The organism is Fusicatenibacter faecihominis, from assembly GCF_020686945.1.
Taxonomy (GTDB): domain Bacteria; phylum Bacillota; class Clostridia; order Lachnospirales; family Lachnospiraceae; genus Limivivens; species Limivivens faecihominis.
Genome location: NZ_JAJEPR010000004.1, coordinates 42,866 through 62,079, shown reverse-complemented (window position 1 = coordinate 62,079; position 19,214 = coordinate 42,866). Strand labels below are relative to the sequence as shown.

At 50.3% G+C, this 19,214-nt stretch carries 19 protein-coding genes; 1 reads left to right on the top strand and 18 read right to left on the bottom strand.

What is annotated here, in order from left to right:
* Nucleotides 1-4 precede the first annotated feature (4 nt).
* The 15 genes from LKD71_RS03320 to plsX form a co-directional block, all read right to left on the bottom strand.
* Nucleotides 5-817, bottom strand: coding sequence for a C40 family peptidase (locus LKD71_RS03320; RefSeq protein ID WP_227614327.1), 813 nt, complete (start codon nt 815-817; stop codon nt 5-7).
* Nucleotides 818-889: 72 nt separating this feature from the next.
* On the bottom strand, nt 890-1,120 hold the full coding sequence (locus LKD71_RS03315; RefSeq protein ID WP_117764958.1) for a KH domain-containing protein: 231 nt from the start codon (nt 1,118-1,120) through the stop codon (nt 890-892).
* A gap of 22 nt (nt 1,121-1,142) precedes the next feature.
* Nucleotides 1,143-1,388: a 30S ribosomal protein S16 gene (gene rpsP / locus LKD71_RS03310; RefSeq protein ID WP_178046110.1), complete on the bottom strand. Its 246-nt coding sequence runs from the start codon at nt 1,386-1,388 to the stop codon at nt 1,143-1,145.
* A gap of 35 nt (nt 1,389-1,423) precedes the next feature.
* Entirely contained in the window at nt 1,424-2,773 is a 1,350-nt protein-coding gene (gene ffh / locus LKD71_RS03305) for a signal recognition particle protein (protein WP_227614326.1), read from the bottom strand.
* Complete coding sequence (gene ylxM, locus LKD71_RS03300) at nt 2,773-3,090, bottom strand: YlxM family DNA-binding protein (protein WP_117764551.1); 318 nt, start codon at nt 3,088-3,090, stop codon at nt 2,773-2,775. The genes ffh and ylxM overlap by 1 nt, the downstream gene beginning before the upstream one ends.
* An 83-nt stretch (nt 3,091-3,173) precedes the next feature.
* Nucleotides 3,174-4,073 (bottom strand): phosphatidylserine decarboxylase, encoded by a 900-nt coding sequence (locus tag LKD71_RS03295; protein WP_227614325.1) that lies wholly within the window; start codon nt 4,071-4,073, stop codon nt 3,174-3,176.
* A 10-nt stretch (nt 4,074-4,083) separates the two neighbouring features.
* A complete protein-coding gene (locus LKD71_RS03290) occupies nt 4,084-4,707 on the bottom strand; it encodes a CDP-alcohol phosphatidyltransferase family protein (protein WP_178046112.1) in 624 nt (207 codons plus the stop codon).
* A 15-nt stretch (nt 4,708-4,722) separates the two neighbouring features.
* Complete coding sequence (locus LKD71_RS03285) at nt 4,723-5,775, bottom strand: lysylphosphatidylglycerol synthase transmembrane domain-containing protein (RefSeq protein WP_456298707.1); 1,053 nt, start codon at nt 5,773-5,775, stop codon at nt 4,723-4,725.
* 37 nt (nt 5,776-5,812) lie between these two features.
* Nucleotides 5,813-6,499 (bottom strand): phosphatase PAP2 family protein, encoded by a 687-nt coding sequence (locus tag LKD71_RS03280; protein WP_178046113.1) that lies wholly within the window; start codon nt 6,497-6,499, stop codon nt 5,813-5,815.
* Nucleotides 6,486-7,703, bottom strand: a complete 1,218-nt coding sequence (gene ilvA / locus LKD71_RS03275; protein WP_227614323.1) for a threonine ammonia-lyase — start codon at nt 7,701-7,703, stop codon at nt 6,486-6,488. Before ilvA ends, LKD71_RS03280 begins: the two co-directional genes overlap by 14 nt.
* 24 nt (nt 7,704-7,727) lie before the next feature.
* Nucleotides 7,728-8,663 (bottom strand): signal recognition particle-docking protein FtsY, encoded by a 936-nt coding sequence (ftsY, locus tag LKD71_RS03270; protein WP_178044656.1) that lies wholly within the window; start codon nt 8,661-8,663, stop codon nt 7,728-7,730.
* A 16-nt stretch (nt 8,664-8,679) separates the two neighbouring features.
* On the bottom strand, nt 8,680-12,240 hold the full coding sequence (gene smc / locus LKD71_RS03265) for a chromosome segregation protein SMC (protein WP_227614322.1): 3,561 nt from the start codon (nt 12,238-12,240) through the stop codon (nt 8,680-8,682).
* A gap of 4 nt (nt 12,241-12,244) precedes the next feature.
* On the bottom strand, nt 12,245-12,943 hold the full coding sequence (gene rnc, locus LKD71_RS03260; RefSeq protein WP_178046481.1) for a ribonuclease III: 699 nt from the start codon (nt 12,941-12,943) through the stop codon (nt 12,245-12,247).
* Between the two features lie 124 nt (nt 12,944-13,067).
* A complete protein-coding gene (gene acpP / locus LKD71_RS03255) occupies nt 13,068-13,298 on the bottom strand; it encodes an acyl carrier protein (RefSeq protein ID WP_117764539.1) in 231 nt (76 codons plus the stop codon).
* A 5-nt stretch (nt 13,299-13,303) separates the two neighbouring features.
* Nucleotides 13,304-14,329, bottom strand: a complete 1,026-nt coding sequence (plsX, locus tag LKD71_RS03250; protein WP_227614321.1) for a phosphate acyltransferase PlsX — start codon at nt 14,327-14,329, stop codon at nt 13,304-13,306.
* A 162-nt stretch (nt 14,330-14,491) separates the two neighbouring features.
* On the opposite strand from plsX, the gene LKD71_RS03245 reads away from it, so the two are divergent.
* Nucleotides 14,492-14,734 (top strand): hypothetical protein, encoded by a 243-nt coding sequence (locus LKD71_RS03245; RefSeq protein WP_178046483.1) that lies wholly within the window; start codon nt 14,492-14,494, stop codon nt 14,732-14,734.
* 108 nt (nt 14,735-14,842) lie between these two features.
* On the opposite strand, the gene LKD71_RS03240 is transcribed toward LKD71_RS03245, so the two are convergent.
* The 3 genes from LKD71_RS03240 to LKD71_RS03230 are packed head-to-tail and all read right to left on the bottom strand — an operon-like array spanning nt 14,843 to nt 19,209.
* Nucleotides 14,843-15,475 carry a GNAT family N-acetyltransferase gene (locus LKD71_RS03240; protein ID WP_178046484.1) on the bottom strand — a complete coding sequence of 211 codons (633 nt, stop codon included), beginning with the start codon at nt 15,473-15,475 and terminating at the stop codon, nt 14,843-14,845.
* An 8-nt stretch (nt 15,476-15,483) separates the two neighbouring features.
* Nucleotides 15,484-17,493: a M28 family peptidase gene (locus tag LKD71_RS03235; protein ID WP_227614320.1), complete on the bottom strand. Its 2,010-nt coding sequence runs from the start codon at nt 17,491-17,493 to the stop codon at nt 15,484-15,486.
* A 42-nt stretch (nt 17,494-17,535) separates the two neighbouring features.
* The gene (locus LKD71_RS03230; RefSeq protein WP_227614319.1) at nt 17,536-19,209 is read right to left on the bottom strand and encodes a M3 family oligoendopeptidase; all 1,674 of its coding nucleotides are present in this window, start codon (nt 19,207-19,209) and stop codon (nt 17,536-17,538) included.
* Nucleotides 19,210-19,214 lie beyond the last annotated feature (5 nt).

The following is a 19,214-nucleotide window of genomic DNA, read 5'->3' as shown; positions in this document are numbered from 1 at the left end:
CACCTCAGTCGATTCCGTAAAGACGTTTGTAAAGGGCCGGTCTGCGGTTTCCGTAAACGATTCGTTTGATGGTAATGCCACCTTCCGGATAAGTTTTTCCATAATGACCGGAAGCGTTGATCATCAGATTGTTGCCGATGTAGACGCCGACATGATCGATCGGGCCGCTGGTATCATATTTCAGATAGAATACCAAATCGCCAGGTTTCAGATCCCTGTAAGAAACCGGTCTGGATACGCTCTGCAGCCAATCCGTATGAGGATAAGGCATAGCTTTTCCGGCTGCCTCATAAATCTGCTTTGTAAAGGTCGCACAGTCGATGCCATTCGTGATGGAGCTTCCGCCCAGAATGAAACGGGTACCCAGATATTTGTAACCGTAGCTGATGGCTGTCCGTACCGTACTGTTGGGAGAAGCATTGTTGATGTTTACAGCAGTCAGGGCAATATTTTTCGCATTCACATAGCCGGTCACCGGAACGCCGTTGGCCTGTTTATTGTTATGCAGGTAAACAGGAATCCAGGTGAGCTGCTTGTTCTTCATATTTCTGGTCTGATAGTTGACCCTGCTCATATTGACAACGATTCCGCCGCCCTTTTCCAGAGAACCATAGGTTCCGTTCTTAAAATTCGCCTGCTGGTAAACGTAGGCCCGGCTGGTGTCGGACTTGTTCCAGGCAATGATCTTATAGCCTCTTTTCGCATACTTCAGCGGTGTCGTCATGTTCAGTTTTGCCGCGCTGGCTCCCAGCGGCAGCAACATGAATACACTCATCAGCATCAGCACCAACAGAACTCCCTTTTTCTTTCCTTTCATAAAAAATCCCTCCACATTATAAAATAGTAATCTATATGGAAAAAACCCCGTTTTCACGAGGTTTTTTAGCTGTCACTGCAGGATATCTACAACGACTTTCTGGTCTTCCTTGGAAGCGGCGGCTTTCACCACGGCCCGGATGGCTTTCGCGATCCGACCCTGCTTTCCAATAACCTTTCCCATATCAGAGGGAGCAACCTTCAGTTCAAGAACTGTGGTTTTTCCACTCTGCTTCTCGGTCACAACGACTTCCTCGGGAAACTCAACAAGAGATTTCGCAATAACTTCTACAAGTTCTTTCATTTACATGCACCTCTCCAGTTAATTATTTCTCGATTCCGGCTACTTTAAGAAGTTTAGCAACAACGTCTGTCGGCTGTGCGCCGTTTGTCAGCCATTTCTTTGCCAGCTCCTCGTCGATTTTGAACTCGCTGGGATCTGTGTTCGGATTGTAGGTTCCGATCTCCTCGATAAATCTACCGTTTCTCGGGGATCTGGAATCAGCAACGATGATTCTATAGATAGGGTTCTTTTTCTGACCCATTCTTCTCAGTCTGATTTTTACTGCCATCTTTGATTCACCTCCTTAAGGTTTCCATTGATTATTTAAAAGGGAAGTCGAAACTTGCCTCTTTTAGCACTTTTGCTGTTCATCATACCGCCCATCTGTTTCATCATTTTGCGGGACTGTTCAAACTGTTTGACCAGCTTGTTCACCTCGCTGATGTCCACTCCTGCTCCGGCAGCGATACGCTTTTTCCGGGAAGGATTCAGAAGGTCGGGATTTGCTCTCTCCTTCGGTGTCATGGAGAGGATCATTGCCTCGATCTGAGCCATTTTCTTTTCGTCCATGGCATCCTCGATCTGCTTGAGCTGACCGCCGCCCATGCCCGGAAGCATTTCCAGCAGTTTTCTCATGCCGCCCATATTTTTCATCTGGTTCATACTCTCCAGATAATCGTCGAAGCCAAGCTGGGCTTTCTTGAGCTTCTGCTCCATACTTCTGGCTTTCTCTTCGTCGATATTGGCCTGAGCTTTCTCAATGAGACTCATCACATCGCCCATTCCAAGGATTCGGGAAGCCATTCGGTCGGGATAAAACTGTTCCAGATCGGAAAGCTTTTCACCCATACCCACATAGAGGATCGGTTTTCCGCAGGTGGCCTTAATGGAAAGGGCTGCACCACCTCGGGTATCGCCGTCAAGCTTTGTCAGGATGACTCCGTCAATGCCAACCTTCTGATTGAAGGTATCTGCCACATTCACAGCGTCCTGTCCGGTCATGGCATCTACGACCAGTATTGTCTGATATACATCCACAGCTGCTTTGATGTTTTCAAGCTCTTCCATCATGGATTCGTCCACATGGAGACGGCCTGCCGTATCGAGGATCACAACGTTATATCCGTTGTTCCTTGCATGTTCAATAGCTGCTTTTGCGATATCTACGGGATTCTGTTTGTCTCCCATGGAGAAAACCTCGACACCGACTTTTTCTCCGTTGATTTCCAGCTGACGGATTGCTGCGGGACGGTAAACGTCGCAGGCTGCAAGTAAAGGCTTACGTCCTTTGCTTTTGAGCTTTGCCGCAATCTTTGCTGTCGTGGTGGTCTTACCTGCACCCTGAAGACCTGCCATCATGATGACAGTGATCTCATTTCCAGGCTTTAAGGCAATCTCCGTTGTCTCGGAACCCATAAGATTTACAAGTTCCTCGTTTACGATCTTGATCACCATCTGACCCGGATTCAGGCCATTCATCACATCCTGTCCGATCGCACGCTCCTGGACGTTCTTGATGAACTGTTTTACCACCTTGAAGCTGACATCCGCTTCCAGAAGAGCAAGCTTTACTTCTTTCAAAGCGATCTTTACATCGGCCTCAGTCAGGCGACCCTTGCTGCGCAGGTTTTTGAATACATTTTGAAGTTTTTCTGATAAGCTTTCAAATGCCATTATAACTCCTCCAGAATCTCATCCGCGATGCGCTTGATGTTGTCGGGACAATCCGTTGAACTCCGGATCTCCTGGACCTTCGTACGGATCTCCAGGAACCGCTCTACCAGATGAAGCTTTTCCTCATAATCAGAAAGGATCTTGTCGCAGCGCCGGATCATATCATGGACTCCCTGGCGGCTGATGCCGCGCTCCGCTGCTACCTCCGTACAGGAGTAATCATTGAGAACTACGTCCTCATAAATGCTCTGCTGATGTTCTGTGAGAAGCTCTCCATAAAAATCATAGAGCAGAGTTCGTTCTACAAATTTTTCCATCTCGAGTCACCTTTGCTATCATAACTGATGAGTTCCTTTTTGTCAAGTATTTTTTCTTGACAAGTTTCAAAAATTTTAACCATCTATTTTGCGGTACCGATCCACTCTCCCATTTCCACCTGGGTCTCGATGCCCTGAGCCGTGTTTTTCAGAAATTTCTCTCGGAAAGTTGCCTGGCCTTTCTGGACCAGCAGAAGGATCGTAGAACCGCCAAATTCAAACCTGCCTTTCTCGCTGCCCTTCTTCACATACCTGGGACCATGGTAGTTGCAGATCCGTCCTACCATCATCGCTCCCACCTCCATCTGGATCAGGGTGCCGAAGCGCTCTGTCTTGAGCAGGCAGTATTCTCTCGTATTCTCATGGTAGACAGGCACGGACTCCACAGCAATAGGATTTACCGTGTGAAGAATACCGGAAATCCGGATGTTTTCCGACTTTTCTCCGTCTGCCGGGTAGGAATACCGGTGGTAATCATCCACACAGAGCCGGAAGACGCAGGCATAACCGCCCTCATACCTTTTTGCCAGGGAAGGATTTTTAAGAATCCGCTCCAGCGTATAGACGCTGCCCTTGACGGCAAACTCCGCCGTCTCATCCAGTGGATAGATGGAAATTTTTCCGTCGCAGGGGCTTACCAGGTGAATGGGATCGCAGTCGATCATCCGCTCGGTGGGAAGAATCTCCCGGGTAAAAAAGTCGTTAAAAGAACGATAAGGCCTTTTGACATAAGGCCTCATATCCATGTGATTCTTTTCGATAAAGGGACGGATCAGGAAACGGGAAGCCCTCCTGTCCAGAAAGGCTCCTGCTGCTTTTGAAAACCCCGGCTGCGTCAGAACTTTCAAAAGAACCCGTCCGTAAAAAGAAGTATACAGTTTCTGAAGGAAGCGGTCCTGACCGGAATCTTCCACTCTGATCGTTCCGTCCTTCCCCATACAGCGATGCACGGTCGGGGAAGCTGTCGTTTTCATTTTCTTCATATTTATTTCCTTAATAGATATGTAACAGTTTGCCAAGGATCACCAGACCTGCCACGATGAAGAAAGCCATGAGCTTGTTTCCCGGCTTCAGGACACGGATCTTGCTCACGAACAGGAAGGCCACGATGAACATTACCGCAATCAGAATCCGAAGATAAGCCGTGTGTCCGCAGTAGGGTCTTAAGAGATAAATCAGCGGGAAAATAATCGAAATCGAAGTCACCGGAAGGCCTTCATAACTCTTTCTCCGCTCTTCTGTCTCCTGCTGACGTCTCATCTCTTTTACATTAAAGTAACCCAGACGGATCACTGCTGCCAGCACATAGACGCACATAGAGATCGTTCCCACAATGCCTCTCACACCCAGGGCGTAGGTTAAAAACGCCGGAAAAGCACCGAAGCAGAAAAGATCACAGAGCGAATCGATCTGGATACCAAAATTCTTCTGATCTTCAGTCCGGTCTTTCTTGGTTCTGGCCACCTTTCCATCCAGCATATCACAGATACCGGATACCACAAGACAGGCGATGGCATTTCCGAAACGGCCATCCAGAGCCTCCGTCATTCCCACGATAGAACTTAGAAGGCTCATATAAGTAAGCACTACCGTATAGTCGTAAAATCCTATAAACATTTTCTTTCTCCCTCTCTACATTTTCTTTGGTGTATTCCCCTGCTTCTGAAAAGATCTCCTTACCAGATTGAAATGGGCGATAAAAGTGAGCACCGCACTGATGATGAGCAGCGCGTAATAGCTGATGCCGCGGCTTAAAAGCATACCCGGCAGGAGTTTCTCGCCGAAGACCGGCTCAAACATCGTCATAAAGAGCCCCTCGCTGACTCCCACGCCTCCCGGAAGCGGAAGCATATCCACCGCCACGGAGATCACAGCCTGCAGAATGACCACCAGCCCCATGGGCGTTCCGGAAAGTCTGAAAGACCGATAGACCATCCAGGTCACAAAAAACAGGCAGAATCTCTGAAAAATTGTGATCAGCATCACATGAAATACCACTCTCTTATGCGTACGGAAATAAACGCTGGCTTCCCGGTACTTGTTCATCGAAAGCAGAAGCTTTCTCGTCCGGGCCCTTTTATGTTTCAGAAGATGCATTTTCTCCAGGAAACGGAGCCCGTAATAGAGAATCCGTTTCGTCCAGCCCGGCACAAACACCAGAATCATCATACTGGTCACGGCAATGACATTCAGGCCCATTCCCAGATACAGAAGATACCGGGAAGCTCCCATATAAGTATGAACCGTGGGACTCATGAAGATCAGCACCACAAAACCCACCAGCACCAGCACCGCCTTGTAAGTGATGGTCACGATCATCAGCACCAGAGTGGATATCGAGACATCCAGACCGTCCTTACTCATATAGTAGATCTGCGCCGGCTGACCGCCGGAGGCGGAAGGGGTGATGCAGCTGTAAAAAAAGCCGATGAAGCTGTAGCGAATACACTGATGAAGCTTCGTCTTCTTTCCCAGGGAGATCATCATATAATGAATGATCACCGACTCGCTGCAGACAAAAACAATAACCAGGACCAGCGCCGCGATGAGCCAGCCCGGGCTTGCCGTCTTTAAGACCTGATTGATTTCGTCCAGTTCCTGATCTTTCAGGAGCGCATAAAAGGTAAATACCACCAGAAGCACCAGAAACAGAATCTCCAGAATGCTCTTTTTATTTTTCCTGATAAATTCCATTGTCTGGTCCTCCTTTTTTCCATCACATTTATTTTAGCAATTTTTCACGAATTTTACCATTGATTTTTTCATAAAATTGTCTTACGTTTTTGTAATATTTCGTTTTTCCAAAAAACTGCCACATCAGTTCGGCCAGCAGGAAGCCCGCTGCAATATCCAGCACGACATGCTGTCGGATGAAAACCGTAGACAGACCGATGAGCCAGGCAAATACGAAGGAAAAAATCCGGTACCAGCGGGGGATATCTTTTCGGCCGCGCACGGCAATATAACAGAACCAGCTGTTCATGCAGTGGATGGAAGGCAGCAGATTCGCCGGTTTGTCAATGGAATAAAGCCAGCCAAGAAGATGAACGCTCAGGGAATTTCCCACAAGCTCCGGACGGGTATTCGTGGTTGGGAAAAATACAAAAAACAGGAAACAGATCAGACGGGCCGTCAGATCTGCGGAAAGATAACGGTAAAAATAATCCTTTCCGTTTCCGGCTGCCAGAACATAGTTTACGATCCAGAAAAGATAACAGATCAGATAAATATACACAAAGCCTGGAACGAAGGGAATCCTCCGGTCCAGGTTTGTGGTAAGGTCAAAATGATAACGGTTTCCGGCGATGGCCATTCCTCCCCAGTACACCAGATCGTTTAAAAGAAAGGTACTGAGAAGAGGGATGATCGCATAGCCGTATTTTTCCTTATACTTATTAAAGATTTGCATGGGTAAGCTTAGGTTTGTAACCCTTGTCCTTCAGAGCTTTGACGATCTTTTCCTTGTGCTCTGTTCCAAATGCCTCCACGGTGATCTTCAGCTCTACGGCGGCATTGCGGTTTGTGCTGAAGAACTGGTTATGATCCAGTTTGATAACGTTGCCCTGCTGCTCGGCTATGACAGCTGCCACTCTTGCCAGCTCGCCTGCGCGGTCCGGAAGCAGAACGGACACGGTGAAGATACGGTCTCTGAGGATCAGGCCGTGCTGGATGACGGAAGACATCGTGATCACGTCCATATTACCGCCACTCAGGATAGAAGCAACTTTCTTTCCTTCCGGTTTCAGATGTTTCAGAGCTGCGACAGTCAGAAGACCGGAGTTCTCGACGATCATCTTGTGATTCTCTACCATATCCAGGAAGGAACCGATGATCTCTGCATCGGAAATTGTGATGATATCATCCAGATTCTTCTGCAGGTACGGGAAAAGCTTGTCGCCCGGGGTCTTTACTGCGGTACCGTCAGCAATGGTGTTGACGGTAGGAAGGGTCACTACATGGCCTTCCTGCAGGGAAGCTTTCATGCAGGCAGCGCCTTCCGGCTCCACACCGATAACTTTGATCTTCGGATTCAGAAGTTTTGCCAGAGTGGAAACGCCGGTAGCCAGTCCGCCTCCTCCGATCGGAACCAGAATATAATCCACCAGCGGAAGCTCTTTTACGATCTCCATAGCAATGGTTCCCTGACCGGTGGCAACCGTCAGATCGTTGAAGGGATGGATGAAGGTCAGGCCTTCTTTTGCCTCCAGCTCCTTTGCGTACTCGCAGGCATCATCGTAAACGTCGCCTTTTAAGACAACCTCAGCGCCGTAGCTCTTCGTGCGGTTCACTTTGATGAGCGGGGTAGTGGTGGGCATTACGATAACGGCGCGCACGCCGAATTTCTTTGCCGCATAAGCCACGCCCTGGGCATGGTTTCCTGCAGATGCGGTTACCAGACCCTTATTTCTCTCCTCTTCGGTAAGGGTACTGATCTTATAATAGGCACCACGGATCTTGTAAGCGCCGGTCACCTGCATATTTTCGGGCTTCAAGTAAACCTTGTTTCCGGTCTGCTCTGAGAAATAATCGCTGTATACCAGCTTCGTCTCTGCGGCAGCCTGTCTTACGATGTTATATGCCTCTTCAAATTTTTCGATGGTCAACTGCTCCATAATGTTCTCCTTCTTTCTTTTGTTTTATTTGTCCTGACTCACGTTAAAAAGCGCATTTACGAACTGGTTTGCGTCGAACTTCTGAAGATCGTCGATGCTCTCTCCCACTCCGATGTATTTCACCGGAATGCCCAGCTCCGAATGGATGGCCACGGCGATACCGCCTTTGGCTGTTCCGTCCAGCTTCGTGAGGATGATGCCGGTGATATCGGCTACCTCTTTGAACTCTTTGGCCTGTGCCAGTGCATTCTGGCCGGTGGTGCCGTCCAGGACTACCAGGGTCTCGCGGTAAGCTTCCGGATATTCTTTTTCAATGATCCGGTTGAGCTTTCCAAGCTCCGCCATAAGGTTTTTCTTGTTGTGGAGTCTTCCTGCGGTGTCCACCAGAAGAACGTCCGCATGTCTTGCCTTGGCCGCCTGGATGGCGTCGTAGACAACGGCTCCCGGGTCGGAACCCTCCTGACCGCTGATGATCTCCACACCGGCCCGGTTTGCCCAGCTCACCAGCTGCTCCCCTGCCGCCGCGCGGAAGGTGTCGGCCGCAGCCAGAACCACTTTTTTGCCCTGGTCCTTGAGCTTGCCCGCCAGCTTGCCGATACTTGTGGTCTTGCCCACACCGTTGACGCCGATGACCAGTACCACCGACGTGCGGTTTTCAAACTCATAGGCGGTCTCGCCCACGTTCATCTCTTCCTTGATGCTCTCGATCAGGAGCTCCTTGCACTCAGCCGGATCTTTGATGTGCTGCTCCTTCACTTTTCGTTTCAGGTCTTCGATGATGGAGGTCGTGGCATTGATCCCCAGATCTCCCATGATAAGAATCTCCTCGATCTCATCATAAAAATCATCATCGATGCTGGAAAATCCGCTGAAAATCGAATCAATTCCAGACACGATGTTGTTTCTGGTCTTGGTCAGTCCCTCAACCAGCCGTTTAAAAAAGCCTTTCTTTTCTTCCATATTTCACTCCATTTGCTTACTCATCCAGATCGTCCTCGATGAGATTTACAGAGACAAGGGCGGAAACGCCTTTTTCCTGCATCGTGATACCGTACAGGCGGTCGGCTGCCGCCATCGTGCCTCTTCTATGTGTTATAATAATAAACTGTGTATTTTTTGTCAACTTGTGAAGATAATTTGCATATCTGGCCACATTGGATTCGTCCAGAGCCGCCTCGATCTCGTCTAAGAGACAGAAGGGCGAGGGTTTCAGGTTCTGGATCGCAAAAAGCAGGGCAATGGCCGTGAGAGCCTTCTCTCCGCCGGAGAGCAGAATCATGTTCTGCAGCTTCTTGCCTGGCGGCTGGGCGATGATGCGGACGCCTGCCTCAAGGATATCCTCCCCTTCCACAAGCTCCAGCTTGCCGTGGCCGCCGCCGAAGAGCTGGCGGAAAGCTTTGTCAAACTCCGTCTGGATCTTGACAAAGTTTTCTTCAAACTGCCGGCGCATGCCTGCGTCCAGGTCGTCGATGACACCAAGGAGAGCTTTTTCGCTCTCTACCAGATCGTCGTGCTGGCTTTTTAAGAAACTGTGACGCTCGGAAATCTCCTTAAACTCCTCAATGGCATTGACGTTGACGCTTCCCAGGGAGCGGATCTCATTTTTCAGATCCAGCACCGCTTTCTTGAGCTGGTTCATCTCCTGGTATTCTTCGCGTTTCATCTCTCTGGCGCTGCCCGGGGTCAGCTCGTACTGCTCCCAGATATCGTTGATCCGGGCATCCCGGCTCTCCACGAGTTTTTCCTGTCTGGCGCTCAGGCGGAAATTCTCCTTATCCAGGAGGCTTTTCTGCTCCGTCAGAGCTTCCCTCTCGGTGAAAAAGCCCTTCTGCGTCACCATGCAGGCGTTTTTCTCCTCAGTGAGCACCCGGATCTTCTCCTCGGCTTCCTTCTGGACGTCCGCTCCGGAATCGATGGTCTCCTGGATTTTTTTCAGATTCTCTTCTTTTTCAAGAGTCTCTTTTTCGCCGTCCTCCATCTTTTTCTGAACGGAAACCTTTTCCTCATTGAGGGTGCGGACCTCCCGTTCGATACGACTGGTATTCTGCTTTAAGAAGTCTTCCTTCTGAAGGAAACCGGCCAGCTTTAAATGTACATTCTCAAACCGCTGTTTCTGCTCTGTCAGGTTGGCCTGTTCTTCTTTCAGGGCTTTCTGATTTTTCTCAATCCGGTCGTTGAGCTCCTGCTCCTGCTTGACGGAGGCATCCAGCTCTTCCTGAATCCGGTGCTTTTCCTCTTTGATCTCCGCCATCTGGGTCTCGATCTCCACAGCTTCATCCTTCAGGTGATGATAGCCGGAAGCCGTCTCGTCCCGGCGGGATTCCATCTGGCTGATCTCCATTTTTGCCGTATTCTGGACGAGATATTCTTTCTGGAGCTTTTCCGCCAGAGCGGCGATCTTATCTCGCAATGCATTTCTCTTGCTCCGGTTCTCGTCGATGGCCTGGTTGAGGTCATCCAGATCCTTTTTCAGAAGCTTTACGCTCTCCTCCAGCTCCTCGATCTCACGCCGACGGCCCAAAAGATTGCTCGAATTTTTGAACGCACCACCAGTCATAGAGCCGCCGGGGCTTAAAAGCTCTCCCTCCAGGGTGACAATTCGAAGAGAATAGCGGTATTTTCTTGCCAGGGCTACCGCGTGGTCGATCGTGTCTGCCACCACCACCCGGCCTAAAAGATACCGCACCAAGCCTTCGTATTGCTGATCCGCCTGAACAAGAGTACTCGCAAGACCGATGACTCCCGGTTCCTTTAAGGCCCCGTTGTCGGTGAAACCGCCCCGGAGGCCCACGCTGGTCAGCGGCAGGAAGGTCGCCCGGCCAAATTTATTTTTTTTCAGGAAATCGATCATCCGCTTCGCCGTGTCCTCATCCGAAGTGACGATGTTCTGGATGCTGCCTCCAAGGGCGGTCTCGATGGCTACCTCATAGGCTTTTTCCACCTTGATGAGATCTGCCACTACGCCCAGAAGGCCGGGTTCCCGGGATTTCTGCTCCATACAACGGCGGATGCTGTTTCCGTAGCCGTCGTAGCGCTCCGTGATGTTTTTCAGGGATTCCAGCCGGGAAGCTTCCCGGTGAAAAGCGGTCTGGCCCTGCTCCGCCTGCTGGTTCTGCCTCACCAGCTCCCGGCGGATCTTCTCCACGGCTTCCTCATAGGTACGGCTCTCCTCCGTCAGATCCTCGATCTTCTCGGAAACTGTCTCGTATTTTTCCTGCAGTTCTTTCAGAGAGTCTTCCTGCTCGTTTTCCTCGCTTCGAAGTCTTAAGAGCCGCTGGCTTACCTCCGCCCGGCGGATCTGGTTCTGCTCCATCATCGTGTCGTAACGCTGGATCTTTCCTTTGGTGGAAGCCCTCTGATTCAGAATCCGGATGATCTCGCTCTTATCGCCCTCGATCTCCCGGTTTAAATGGGAAATGGAAGCCTCAATGGCATCATTTTCCACGGAGATGTCTTCCTCTTCCTCCTGGGCCTGTTTTCGCTCCTCCTTCAGGCCATTTAATTCCAGGCGGCTGGCCTCCAGCTCTTTTTTTCGCTCCGTCAGATCCTTCTCGATGGTCTCCAGACGTTCCAGCTGATTCTTTCTGGAAGTCTCCACGGAACGGATCTGCTCTCTTAAGACCTCCATCTGACCGGCCAGCTGCTGGCGTTTTAGCTGGTTCTCATTGTTTCTCGCCCGCTCGCTGTCGATCTGGCCGTCGAGACCGCCGATCTTCTCCTCCAGCCTGTCATACTCGATGCGGATGCTCTCGTATTTCTGACTGTTTTCCTTTAAATCCCGCTCGGAAATGGCCAGCTTTTCTTCCAAAGCTGCCAGCTCTGTCCGGCTCTCTTCCATTTCCAGGAGGAACATATTGACATCCAGGACTTTCAGCTCGTCTCTTTTTTTCAGATAGATCTTTGCTGTCTCCGCCTGTTTTTCCAGAGGAGTCAGCTGTCTCGTGAGCTCCGAGAGGATATCGTTGACGCGGACCAGATTCTGGCGCTCGTCTTCCAGCTTTTTCTGGGCGGCGGCTTTCCGGCGCTTAAACTTGACGATACCCACAGCCTCGTCGAAGAGTTCCCGCCGTTCTTCCGGTTTACCACTCAGGATCTTGTCAATCTGGCCCTGACCGATGATGGAATAGCCCTCCTTACCGATACCGGTGTCGTAGAAAAGCTCGTTGATATCTTTCAGGCGACAGGCAGAACCGTTGATCCGGTACTCGCTCTCGCCGGAACGATAGACCCTTCTCGTCACCGTCACCTCGTCAAATTCGATAGGAAGCTTGTGGTCTGAGTTGTCCATCGTGATCGAGACGGAAGCAAAGCCCATGGGCTTTCGGTTCTCTGTTCCGGAAAAAATGACATCCTGCATGCTGGCTCCCCGAAGGGACTTGGCGCTCTGTTCACCCAAAACCCAGCGCACCGCGTCTCCGACGTTGCTCTTTCCGCTGCCGTTGGGTCCTACGATGCCGGTGATTCCGTTGTGGAACTCGAACAGGATCTTATTCGCAAAGGATTTAAAGCCCTGTACTTCAATGCTTTTCAGATACATGCAGTTACTCCTGTTTTTCTTTCCAGTTGATCAGGCAGCGGTAAGCAGCATCCTGCTCGGCTGCCTTTTTCGTACGGCCTTTTCCGCTGCTCTTTTTCTCTCCTGCCACATAGAGATCCACCAGAAAGGTCTTGTCGTGGTCCGGACCTTCTTCGCCGGTGAGAACATAAGATATCTCGCCGTCATGCCAGTTTTTCTGTACCTGTTCCTGTAAAATAGTCTTGCTATCATAAAAGAGCTTTTTATGCTCAATGTCCGTCATGATAAAACGATGTACAAACTCTTTTGCACTAGCAAAACCACCGTCCAGATAGATTGCACCGATCAGAGCCTCCATGGCGTCCGATACGATGGAATCTCTTTTTCTTCCGCCGGTGTGTTCCTCGCCTTTGCCCAGCAGCAGGAAATCTCCGAGATCCAGTTCCCTCGCACAGAGAGCCAGCGTCGGTTCACAGACGATACTCGCGCGAAGCTTGGTCAGATCTCCCTCAGGAAGGGCCGGATAATGGCGGAACAGAAATTCGCTGCTCACAACCTCAAGGACCGCATCTCCTAAAAATTCCAGTCTTTCATTGTCATGATACCCTTTTGCCTTATGCTCGTTGGCGTAAGAGCTGTGGGTCATGGCCTGTTTTAAAAGATGGGGATTCTGAAAATGATACCCGCTCTTTTTTTCCAGTAGCTCAAACTGATGATTTTCCATTAGTTTTCTCCTTTTTCATCTGTCTTTAAAACTAATTTTTTTGTAATTGGAAATTCCATCGAAATTTCCGGTTACAAAATAAAGGGGGATGTTTGAAACATCCCCTCTTCACGGTAATCCGAATTTAGTTTACGGCGTTTTTGATCTGCTCTACAGCATCGCCTACGGTAACGATCTTCTCGGCTTCCTCAGATGGGATCTCGATATCAAACTCTTCCTCGATTCCCATAATAATCTGGAATACATCCAGAGAGTCTGCACCCAGATCGTCCACAAAAGTGGTGTCCATGGTGATCTCATCTGCATCCACATTTAAAACTTCCGCGATAATATTCTTCAACTTTTCGAATTCCATAACATTCAATCCTCTCTTATTTCTTCTTTTACCGATATGTGCTCTTTGATCTTTTCATTGATGTTCTGTTGTTTGAACTGCACACACTGAATAATGGAATTGGTGATCTCCACAGCTTTGGAACTTCCGTGAGTTTTCACCACAAGCCCCTTCAGTCCAAGAAGAGGCGCGCCGCCGTACTGGCTGGCATCGAAAGACTTCAGGGTTGCCTTCAGAGCGGGTTTCACGAGAAGTGCCCCGATTTTGCTCCGAAGATTCTGCATCATACCGGCCTTTACTTTACTGATCAGAGTAGCTCCTACACCCTCATAAAGTTTCAGGATCACATTGCCGACAAAGGCTTCGCAGACAATCACATCACAGACGCCGGCCGGAATATCTCTGGCCTCCACGCTGCCGATGAAATTGATGTCCTTACATTCCTTCAGAAGAGGGAAGGTCTCTTTCACGAGTGCGTTTCCTTTTTCTTCTTCCGCACCGATGTTGACGATTCCTACTCTCGGGTTCTTCACCCCGACCACATTTTCCATATAAATGGAACCCATCTTCGCAAACTGTACCAGATGGGAGGGTCTGGCATCTACGTTGGCTCCGCAGTCAATCAGCAGTGCTACCCCATCCTTCGTGGGGATCAGCGGTGTAAGGGGCGGACGCTCCACGCCTTTGATCCTGCCTACAATCACCTGTCCTCCTACCAGAACAGCTCCGGTACTTCCAGCGGATACGAAAGCGTCTGCCTCGCCTTTTTTCACAAGATTCATTCCGACCACAATTGAAGAATCTTTCTTTTTGCGAATGGCATTCACCGGCGGTTCCGCCATCTCGATGACCTCGGTGGTGTTTACCACTTCAATCCGGTCCTTCGGATAGGTGTACTTAGATAACTCTCCCTCGACCAGCTCCTGCCGGCCCGTCAGGATCACTTTGATGTCCTTCCTGGTGTTCACCGCATCTACAGCGCCTTTCACCGTTTCCTGCGGCGCGTTGTCTCCGCCCATGGCATCCACAACGACTTTCACAAGTTCCTGCATGATTCATCCTCCTTGTACTATGACTAATATACTAAACATCATTCTAAAAATCAACAGTAAATTTTCAGAAGTTCCTTTCGCCTTCTTGATGGATTTTCTCATAGCCAGAATGGGCGCTCTGTGCTATAATAAGCGCGCAAATTGATAAGAAGGAGTTTGTCTATGTTTAATAATGTATCCCAGCTTCTTGAGCTGAGGGCTTTAAGGAATCGTTTTGAGAAAAATCATCCGAAGTTTTTTCCGTTTATGAAGGCGGCTAAGACCCGGGCGCTGGAGGAAGGGAGTCTGATTGAGATCTCCGTCACCCCGCCGGATGGGGAAATGATTTCCACCAATCTGAAGGTGCAGGCGTCAGATCTGGAATTGCTTCAGAAGCTGACGGAGGTTCTCAGCCAGAACCAATAAGGGGCTTCTCGCTTTTGGAAAGCGGAAGAAAAAAACTACAAGGGGAAACCAGGACTGCTCAACTCTGATGGTTTCCCCTTGCAGGTTTTAGCTAGGCTTTGAAAAAACCTATACTTCTCTTATCATACAATATTGCTTAAGATCAAAATGTTTATTCAGCACCCCATACAATTTGAACCCCAAATGCTGATAAAACTCCACATTTTTCGGATTATGCGTCTCGAGCGACACCATCATATGGTGCTCGTCCGCATACCGGATCACCTCATTCATAAGACAGGCCGCCAGCCCATGATGCTGCATGCTCGGCCTTACGGCCAGGTAAATCACATGCAGCCTGTTATCCTGATGCAGCTGGTCCGTCCAGTTGGAATTAAGGTAATCCCTTCCCAGAACAAAGTTCCAGAAGGTCTTCATACTGGCATCTTCCTTCAGAAGATACCCCTCGGTCCGGAGTACCGCCTCAATCTCCGTAAAATAGTATTTGAACAGGTTGTAGGACTCTGCCTCATCGGAGACCACCAGAAGGCTGTTCAGATCCTTCGTGTCTGCATAGATCTCACAGGTTTCGTAAAATTCTGACAGGTCACATTTAAAGAGCTCCGGCATGAGCCTTTTTCGAATTTCCTCGTTGGGTATCAGCTTCTGGTAAAGCGGATCCTCCCGAAAGCATTCTGTCAGGAGCTTCTCAAGCTCCGGCAGGTCCTCACGCTGCACCCGGTATAATCGATCTGTTTCCATGAATCCTCCTATAGTAATTCTTTTGCTTCCTGAAGAATCAGGAGCATTTTTTCTGTGGACTTGATCATATAATCCACATCTTCCTTCAGATAGGCCTGCTGGCGTTTCTCCACAGCCTCCAGGCGAAGGATTTCCTCTCTGACTTCCGTCTCTCCCCGGCGGTATTTTTCCAGAAGTCCCTCCACCAGATCATAGAGATTTTCATGATGGACAATTCGTCCGGCTCCCCACTGCAGGCGGTCCGGTTCCTGATGGAACACATAGTCCGTAAAATGCTCATATACACTCCGGCTGAACTGGAACGCATAGGCGTTGTTGTCGATCTCGTAGAGGGCCTCCAGAGCCGTCTCCAGGTTCTTCCGTTTCAGGGAACGGACGGCTTTGCGGATATAGTAAAGGTTGTTCTGGGCGGCCTCCTCGGGGAACAGCACTTCATCTGCCCAGTTCAGGCGAACAAAACGGTCCTGCTCCATCTTAAACACAGAAAGGAGTTTTTTCTCTGCCTCCCGTACCCGGTCAAGCTCCACCGCCTCCCCGGCCAGTCTTGCCTCGTTCACATCCCAGATCCGGTCGTAAATCTCATCGGAAAGCTCCTGCGCCTTTTCCAGAAGCTCCAGAAGAGCCGTCACCCGGGCTCCCGCTTTCTGGCAGTAAATTACATCCAGGCTCTTGGCCGCTTCCTCGAAGACTTCCGCAAAATTTAAGGGCACCACCGCCTGAGCATCCAGTTCCAGCAAAAGCAGGCCATAGAGCTCGTGATGGAAGCGGTAGACCGCCTCATCGTAAAACTCGTCGCTGTCAAACTGGGAATGATAATGGGTCTCCATAAAAGGTCCCGCGCTGAACTCATTGACCATGGAGGGAATGCCTCCGATGGCCACGGAGAAATCGTCGGACCAGGTCTCAATAGGAGCCGATACCCGGACACCCTCCATGTAGGCCGGAGTCAGAGCCGGAAGCTTTTTCACGCACTCCTCCAGGAAATCCCGGTACTCGTAGGTACTGCGGATGCCGTCCAGATTTCCGTTGGAGAGGGCCGGAAGCTCAAAGTTGAAGTTTCCGATGACCTTTCCAGCCCAGTCCGGATGGACCTTAAAAATCTCCTGGTAAGCGCCGGTGGACCAGTCGTACTTGGTGTCGCATTTACCCCACTCTTCCGCTGCCATCCCGCAGAAAACCCAGGTATTTTCCGGCTGATAGCCGATTTTTAAGTAGGCTCTCGCGATGCCCAGCATCATGGCAATGGCCGTATTGTCATCCTGGAAACCGCTGAAATAGGAATCGTAATGGGCTGAGAGCAGAATCATCCGCTCCGGCCGTTTTCCCGGAATCTCCCCGACAATATTGTAAGTCGGCACATTTTTCATGACAACGGAACGGGCGTTCAACCCTACCCGGATCTCTCCCTTTTCATCCAGAGACTCCCGGATCTTCTCCCAGTCCTCCTGGGACATGGAGAATGCAGGAGCCTCCGCGGGACCGGCGATATCCTGGGCATTCAAGGCCTGTTTGTCGATCTGGCCGTAACCTCCGGTCTGGACCGCAATCAGGGCCTTCGCCCCTTTTTCACAGGCCTGGTACACCGGGAAGTTGATCCACCACTCGTTTCGTTGGTTGATCTCCACCACCACGAGCTTTCCCCGTACGTCTTTTCCTTCATAATCCCTGGCGGTTCCTTTTCCCAGGAAGACAAGATCGAAGCTTTCCTCTCCCTCGGTCACAAAATCCGTCTGGTACGCGCCAAGGACCGCCCGGCAGGTGTTCCCTGCCCGGTCCTTGTATGTAAGCTCCGCTTTTTCAAACTCCCAGCCGTCCACCAGGATCTCGTCTTTGCGGACATTGGAAAGCCCCATGGCTTCCATTTCTTTTTTCAGGCGTTCTCCGGTCTCAAATTCAGCCCGGGAGCCGGCCGGGCGGTAGCCAAGCTTTGGATTGCTTCGATAGCTCTCCATCTCCTTGGCCAGACGGTAGGAAGTCTCCACATCCACGGCCTCCATATAACGTTCTTTCCACGCCATTTTTCTCTACCTCCTCTCGGGCTTTTTTTAAGTCCTGATATTTTACAGCAATTCCCGGATTCCTTTTACGATCTCCTGGATCGTTCCCTCCTTGAAGGGGCTCTTCAAACCGTTCTCCTCCAGCATTTCCGCATAGAAACCGGAACCGGATTCCCTGCTGAATTTCAGGTAGCTGTCAAAAGCTGCCCTGTAGTCTTTTTCCATCCAGATCCGGTACTGGAACGCACTGGTCTGGGCGATACAGTAATCGATGTAATAGAAGGGACCGGCATAGATATGGTTCTGTCTCTGCCAGTAGCTTCCTGTTCCGAAGAAGGGATATTCCTCGCCGAAGTCCAGATGAGGTTTATACACCTTCTCCAGGCCCTTCCAGGCCTCTTTGCGCTCTGCCGGGGTCATCTCCGGGTGATCGTAAACGATGTGCTGGAACTCATCCACCATACAGCCGTAGGGGATGAAGGCCACAGCGTCCTCCACCTGGGATTTCTTGAAATCATCGGCCCGGTCTCCGAAGAAAAGGTTCATCCAGGGATTTGTGAAAAATTCCATGGACATGGAGTGGGTCTCGGCGGTCTCCATCGTGATATCTGCGTGCTCCAGAATCGGATCGTCGGCAGTCAGATAACCCTGAAAGGCATGGCCACACTCATGGGTGATGACATCCACATCCCCGCTGGTGCCGTTGAAGTTGGCAAAGACGAAGGGAGAATGGAAATCCGGCATGTAAGTCATATAGCCGCCCACTTTTTTGTGCTTGCCCGGCAGTACCTGCAAAAGATGATCATCCAGCATGAAATCGAAAAATTCTCCGGTCTTCTCGGAGAGCTCCCGGTACATTTTCTGACCGGCCAGGAGAGTGTCCTCATAGCTTCCGATGGGTTTCGGGCTTCCTTCCGGAAAACTCACGCCCTCGTCGCAGAAATAAAGCTTGTCAAGGCCCAGACGCTTCCGGCGGTTGTCCCAGAACTCCTCAGCCAGCGGAACCCAGTACTCTTTGATCTGGGAGCGGAATTTCTCCACCTCCGGGCGGCGGTAGCTGTTCCGGATCATCCGGTTATAGCCCAGCTCTGTGAAGTTCTCATACCCCAGAGCCTTTGCCTGGGCGGTACGGTTTTTTACCAGGGCATCGTAGATCTCGTCCAGTTCTTTTCCCTTGCTGGCATAGAAGGCATCCACCTTTTTGCCGGCTTCCTGTCTGACCTTCCGGTCTTTGGAACGCTGGAACGGAGTCATCTGGGAGATATTGTAAATCTGGCCCTCCCACTCTATGGCAGCGGAAGCCATCATTTTCTCATAACGGCTGACCAGCGCATTCTCCTCCTGTTTCAAAGGAATGATAGCCTCGCTGGTGGATTTCTCCGCAAGCTCCATATTTCGGAAAGCCGGATGGCCGATGATCTCCTCCAGCTCCTTGCGGAAGGGCGATTTCAGCAGCAGCTTCGCGTACTCCACAGCGAGATTGCTGTAAGCCGGATACTCCCGGTCATAATAATCCTTCTCCTGATCGTAAAACGCATCGGAAGTATCCAGGCTGTTTCTCGTGGAAGCCAGAGTCATCTCGGTCTGGATATGTCTGGCCATTTTGTAATATTCCTGATGAACGGCAAACTGTTCTTCCGCGCTCTTTGCGGCCTGGAAGCGCTTCATCAGTTCCTTTAAATATCTGGTCTCCTCCGCAAAATCAATGCGGCTGTATGGCATTTCTTCGTATTTCATCTTAT

Bases quoted from the DNA above. Each gene is read 5' to 3' on its own strand.
- LKD71_RS03235 (WP_227614320.1), bottom strand. From the start codon at position 17,493: ATGGCGTGGAAAGAACGTTATATGGAGGCCGTGGATGTGGAGACTTCC.
- LKD71_RS03245 (WP_178046483.1), top strand. From the start codon at position 14,492: ATGTTTAATAATGTATCCCAGCTTCTTGAGCTGAGGGCTTTAAGGAAT.
- LKD71_RS03290 (WP_178046112.1), bottom strand. From the start codon at position 4,707: ATGTTTATAGGATTTTACGACTATACGGTAGTGCTTACTTATATGAGC.
- ilvA (WP_227614323.1), bottom strand. From the start codon at position 7,703: ATGGAGCAGTTGACCATCGAAAAATTTGAAGAGGCATATAACATCGTA.
- acpP (WP_117764539.1), bottom strand. From the start codon at position 13,298: ATGGAATTCGAAAAGTTGAAGAATATTATCGCGGAAGTTTTAAATGTG.
- rnc (WP_178046481.1), bottom strand. From the start codon at position 12,943: ATGGAAAATCATCAGTTTGAGCTACTGGAAAAAAAGAGCGGGTATCAT.
- LKD71_RS03230 (WP_227614319.1), bottom strand. From the start codon at position 19,209: ATGAAATACGAAGAAATGCCATACAGCCGCATTGATTTTGCGGAGGAG.
- ffh (WP_227614326.1), bottom strand. From the start codon at position 2,773: ATGGCATTTGAAAGCTTATCAGAAAAACTTCAAAATGTATTCAAAAAC.
- plsX (WP_227614321.1), bottom strand. From the start codon at position 14,329: ATGCAGGAACTTGTGAAAGTCGTTGTGGATGCCATGGGCGGAGACAAC.
- LKD71_RS03320 (WP_227614327.1), bottom strand. From the start codon at position 817: ATGAAAGGAAAGAAAAAGGGAGTTCTGTTGGTGCTGATGCTGATGAGT.
- LKD71_RS03240 (WP_178046484.1), bottom strand. From the start codon at position 15,475: ATGGAAACAGATCGATTATACCGGGTGCAGCGTGAGGACCTGCCGGAG.
- smc (WP_227614322.1), bottom strand. From the start codon at position 12,240: ATGTATCTGAAAAGCATTGAAGTACAGGGCTTTAAATCCTTTGCGAAT.
- LKD71_RS03280 (WP_178046113.1), bottom strand. From the start codon at position 6,499: ATGCAAATCTTTAATAAGTATAAGGAAAAATACGGCTATGCGATCATC.
- rpsP (WP_178046110.1), bottom strand. From the start codon at position 1,388: ATGGCAGTAAAAATCAGACTGAGAAGAATGGGTCAGAAAAAGAACCCT.
- ylxM (WP_117764551.1), bottom strand. From the start codon at position 3,090: ATGGAAAAATTTGTAGAACGAACTCTGCTCTATGATTTTTATGGAGAG.
- LKD71_RS03315 (WP_117764958.1), bottom strand. From the start codon at position 1,120: ATGAAAGAACTTGTAGAAGTTATTGCGAAATCTCTTGTTGAGTTTCCC.
- ftsY (WP_178044656.1), bottom strand. From the start codon at position 8,663: ATGGAAGAAAAGAAAGGCTTTTTTAAACGGCTGGTTGAGGGACTGACC.
- LKD71_RS03295 (WP_227614325.1), bottom strand. From the start codon at position 4,073: ATGAAGAAAATGAAAACGACAGCTTCCCCGACCGTGCATCGCTGTATG.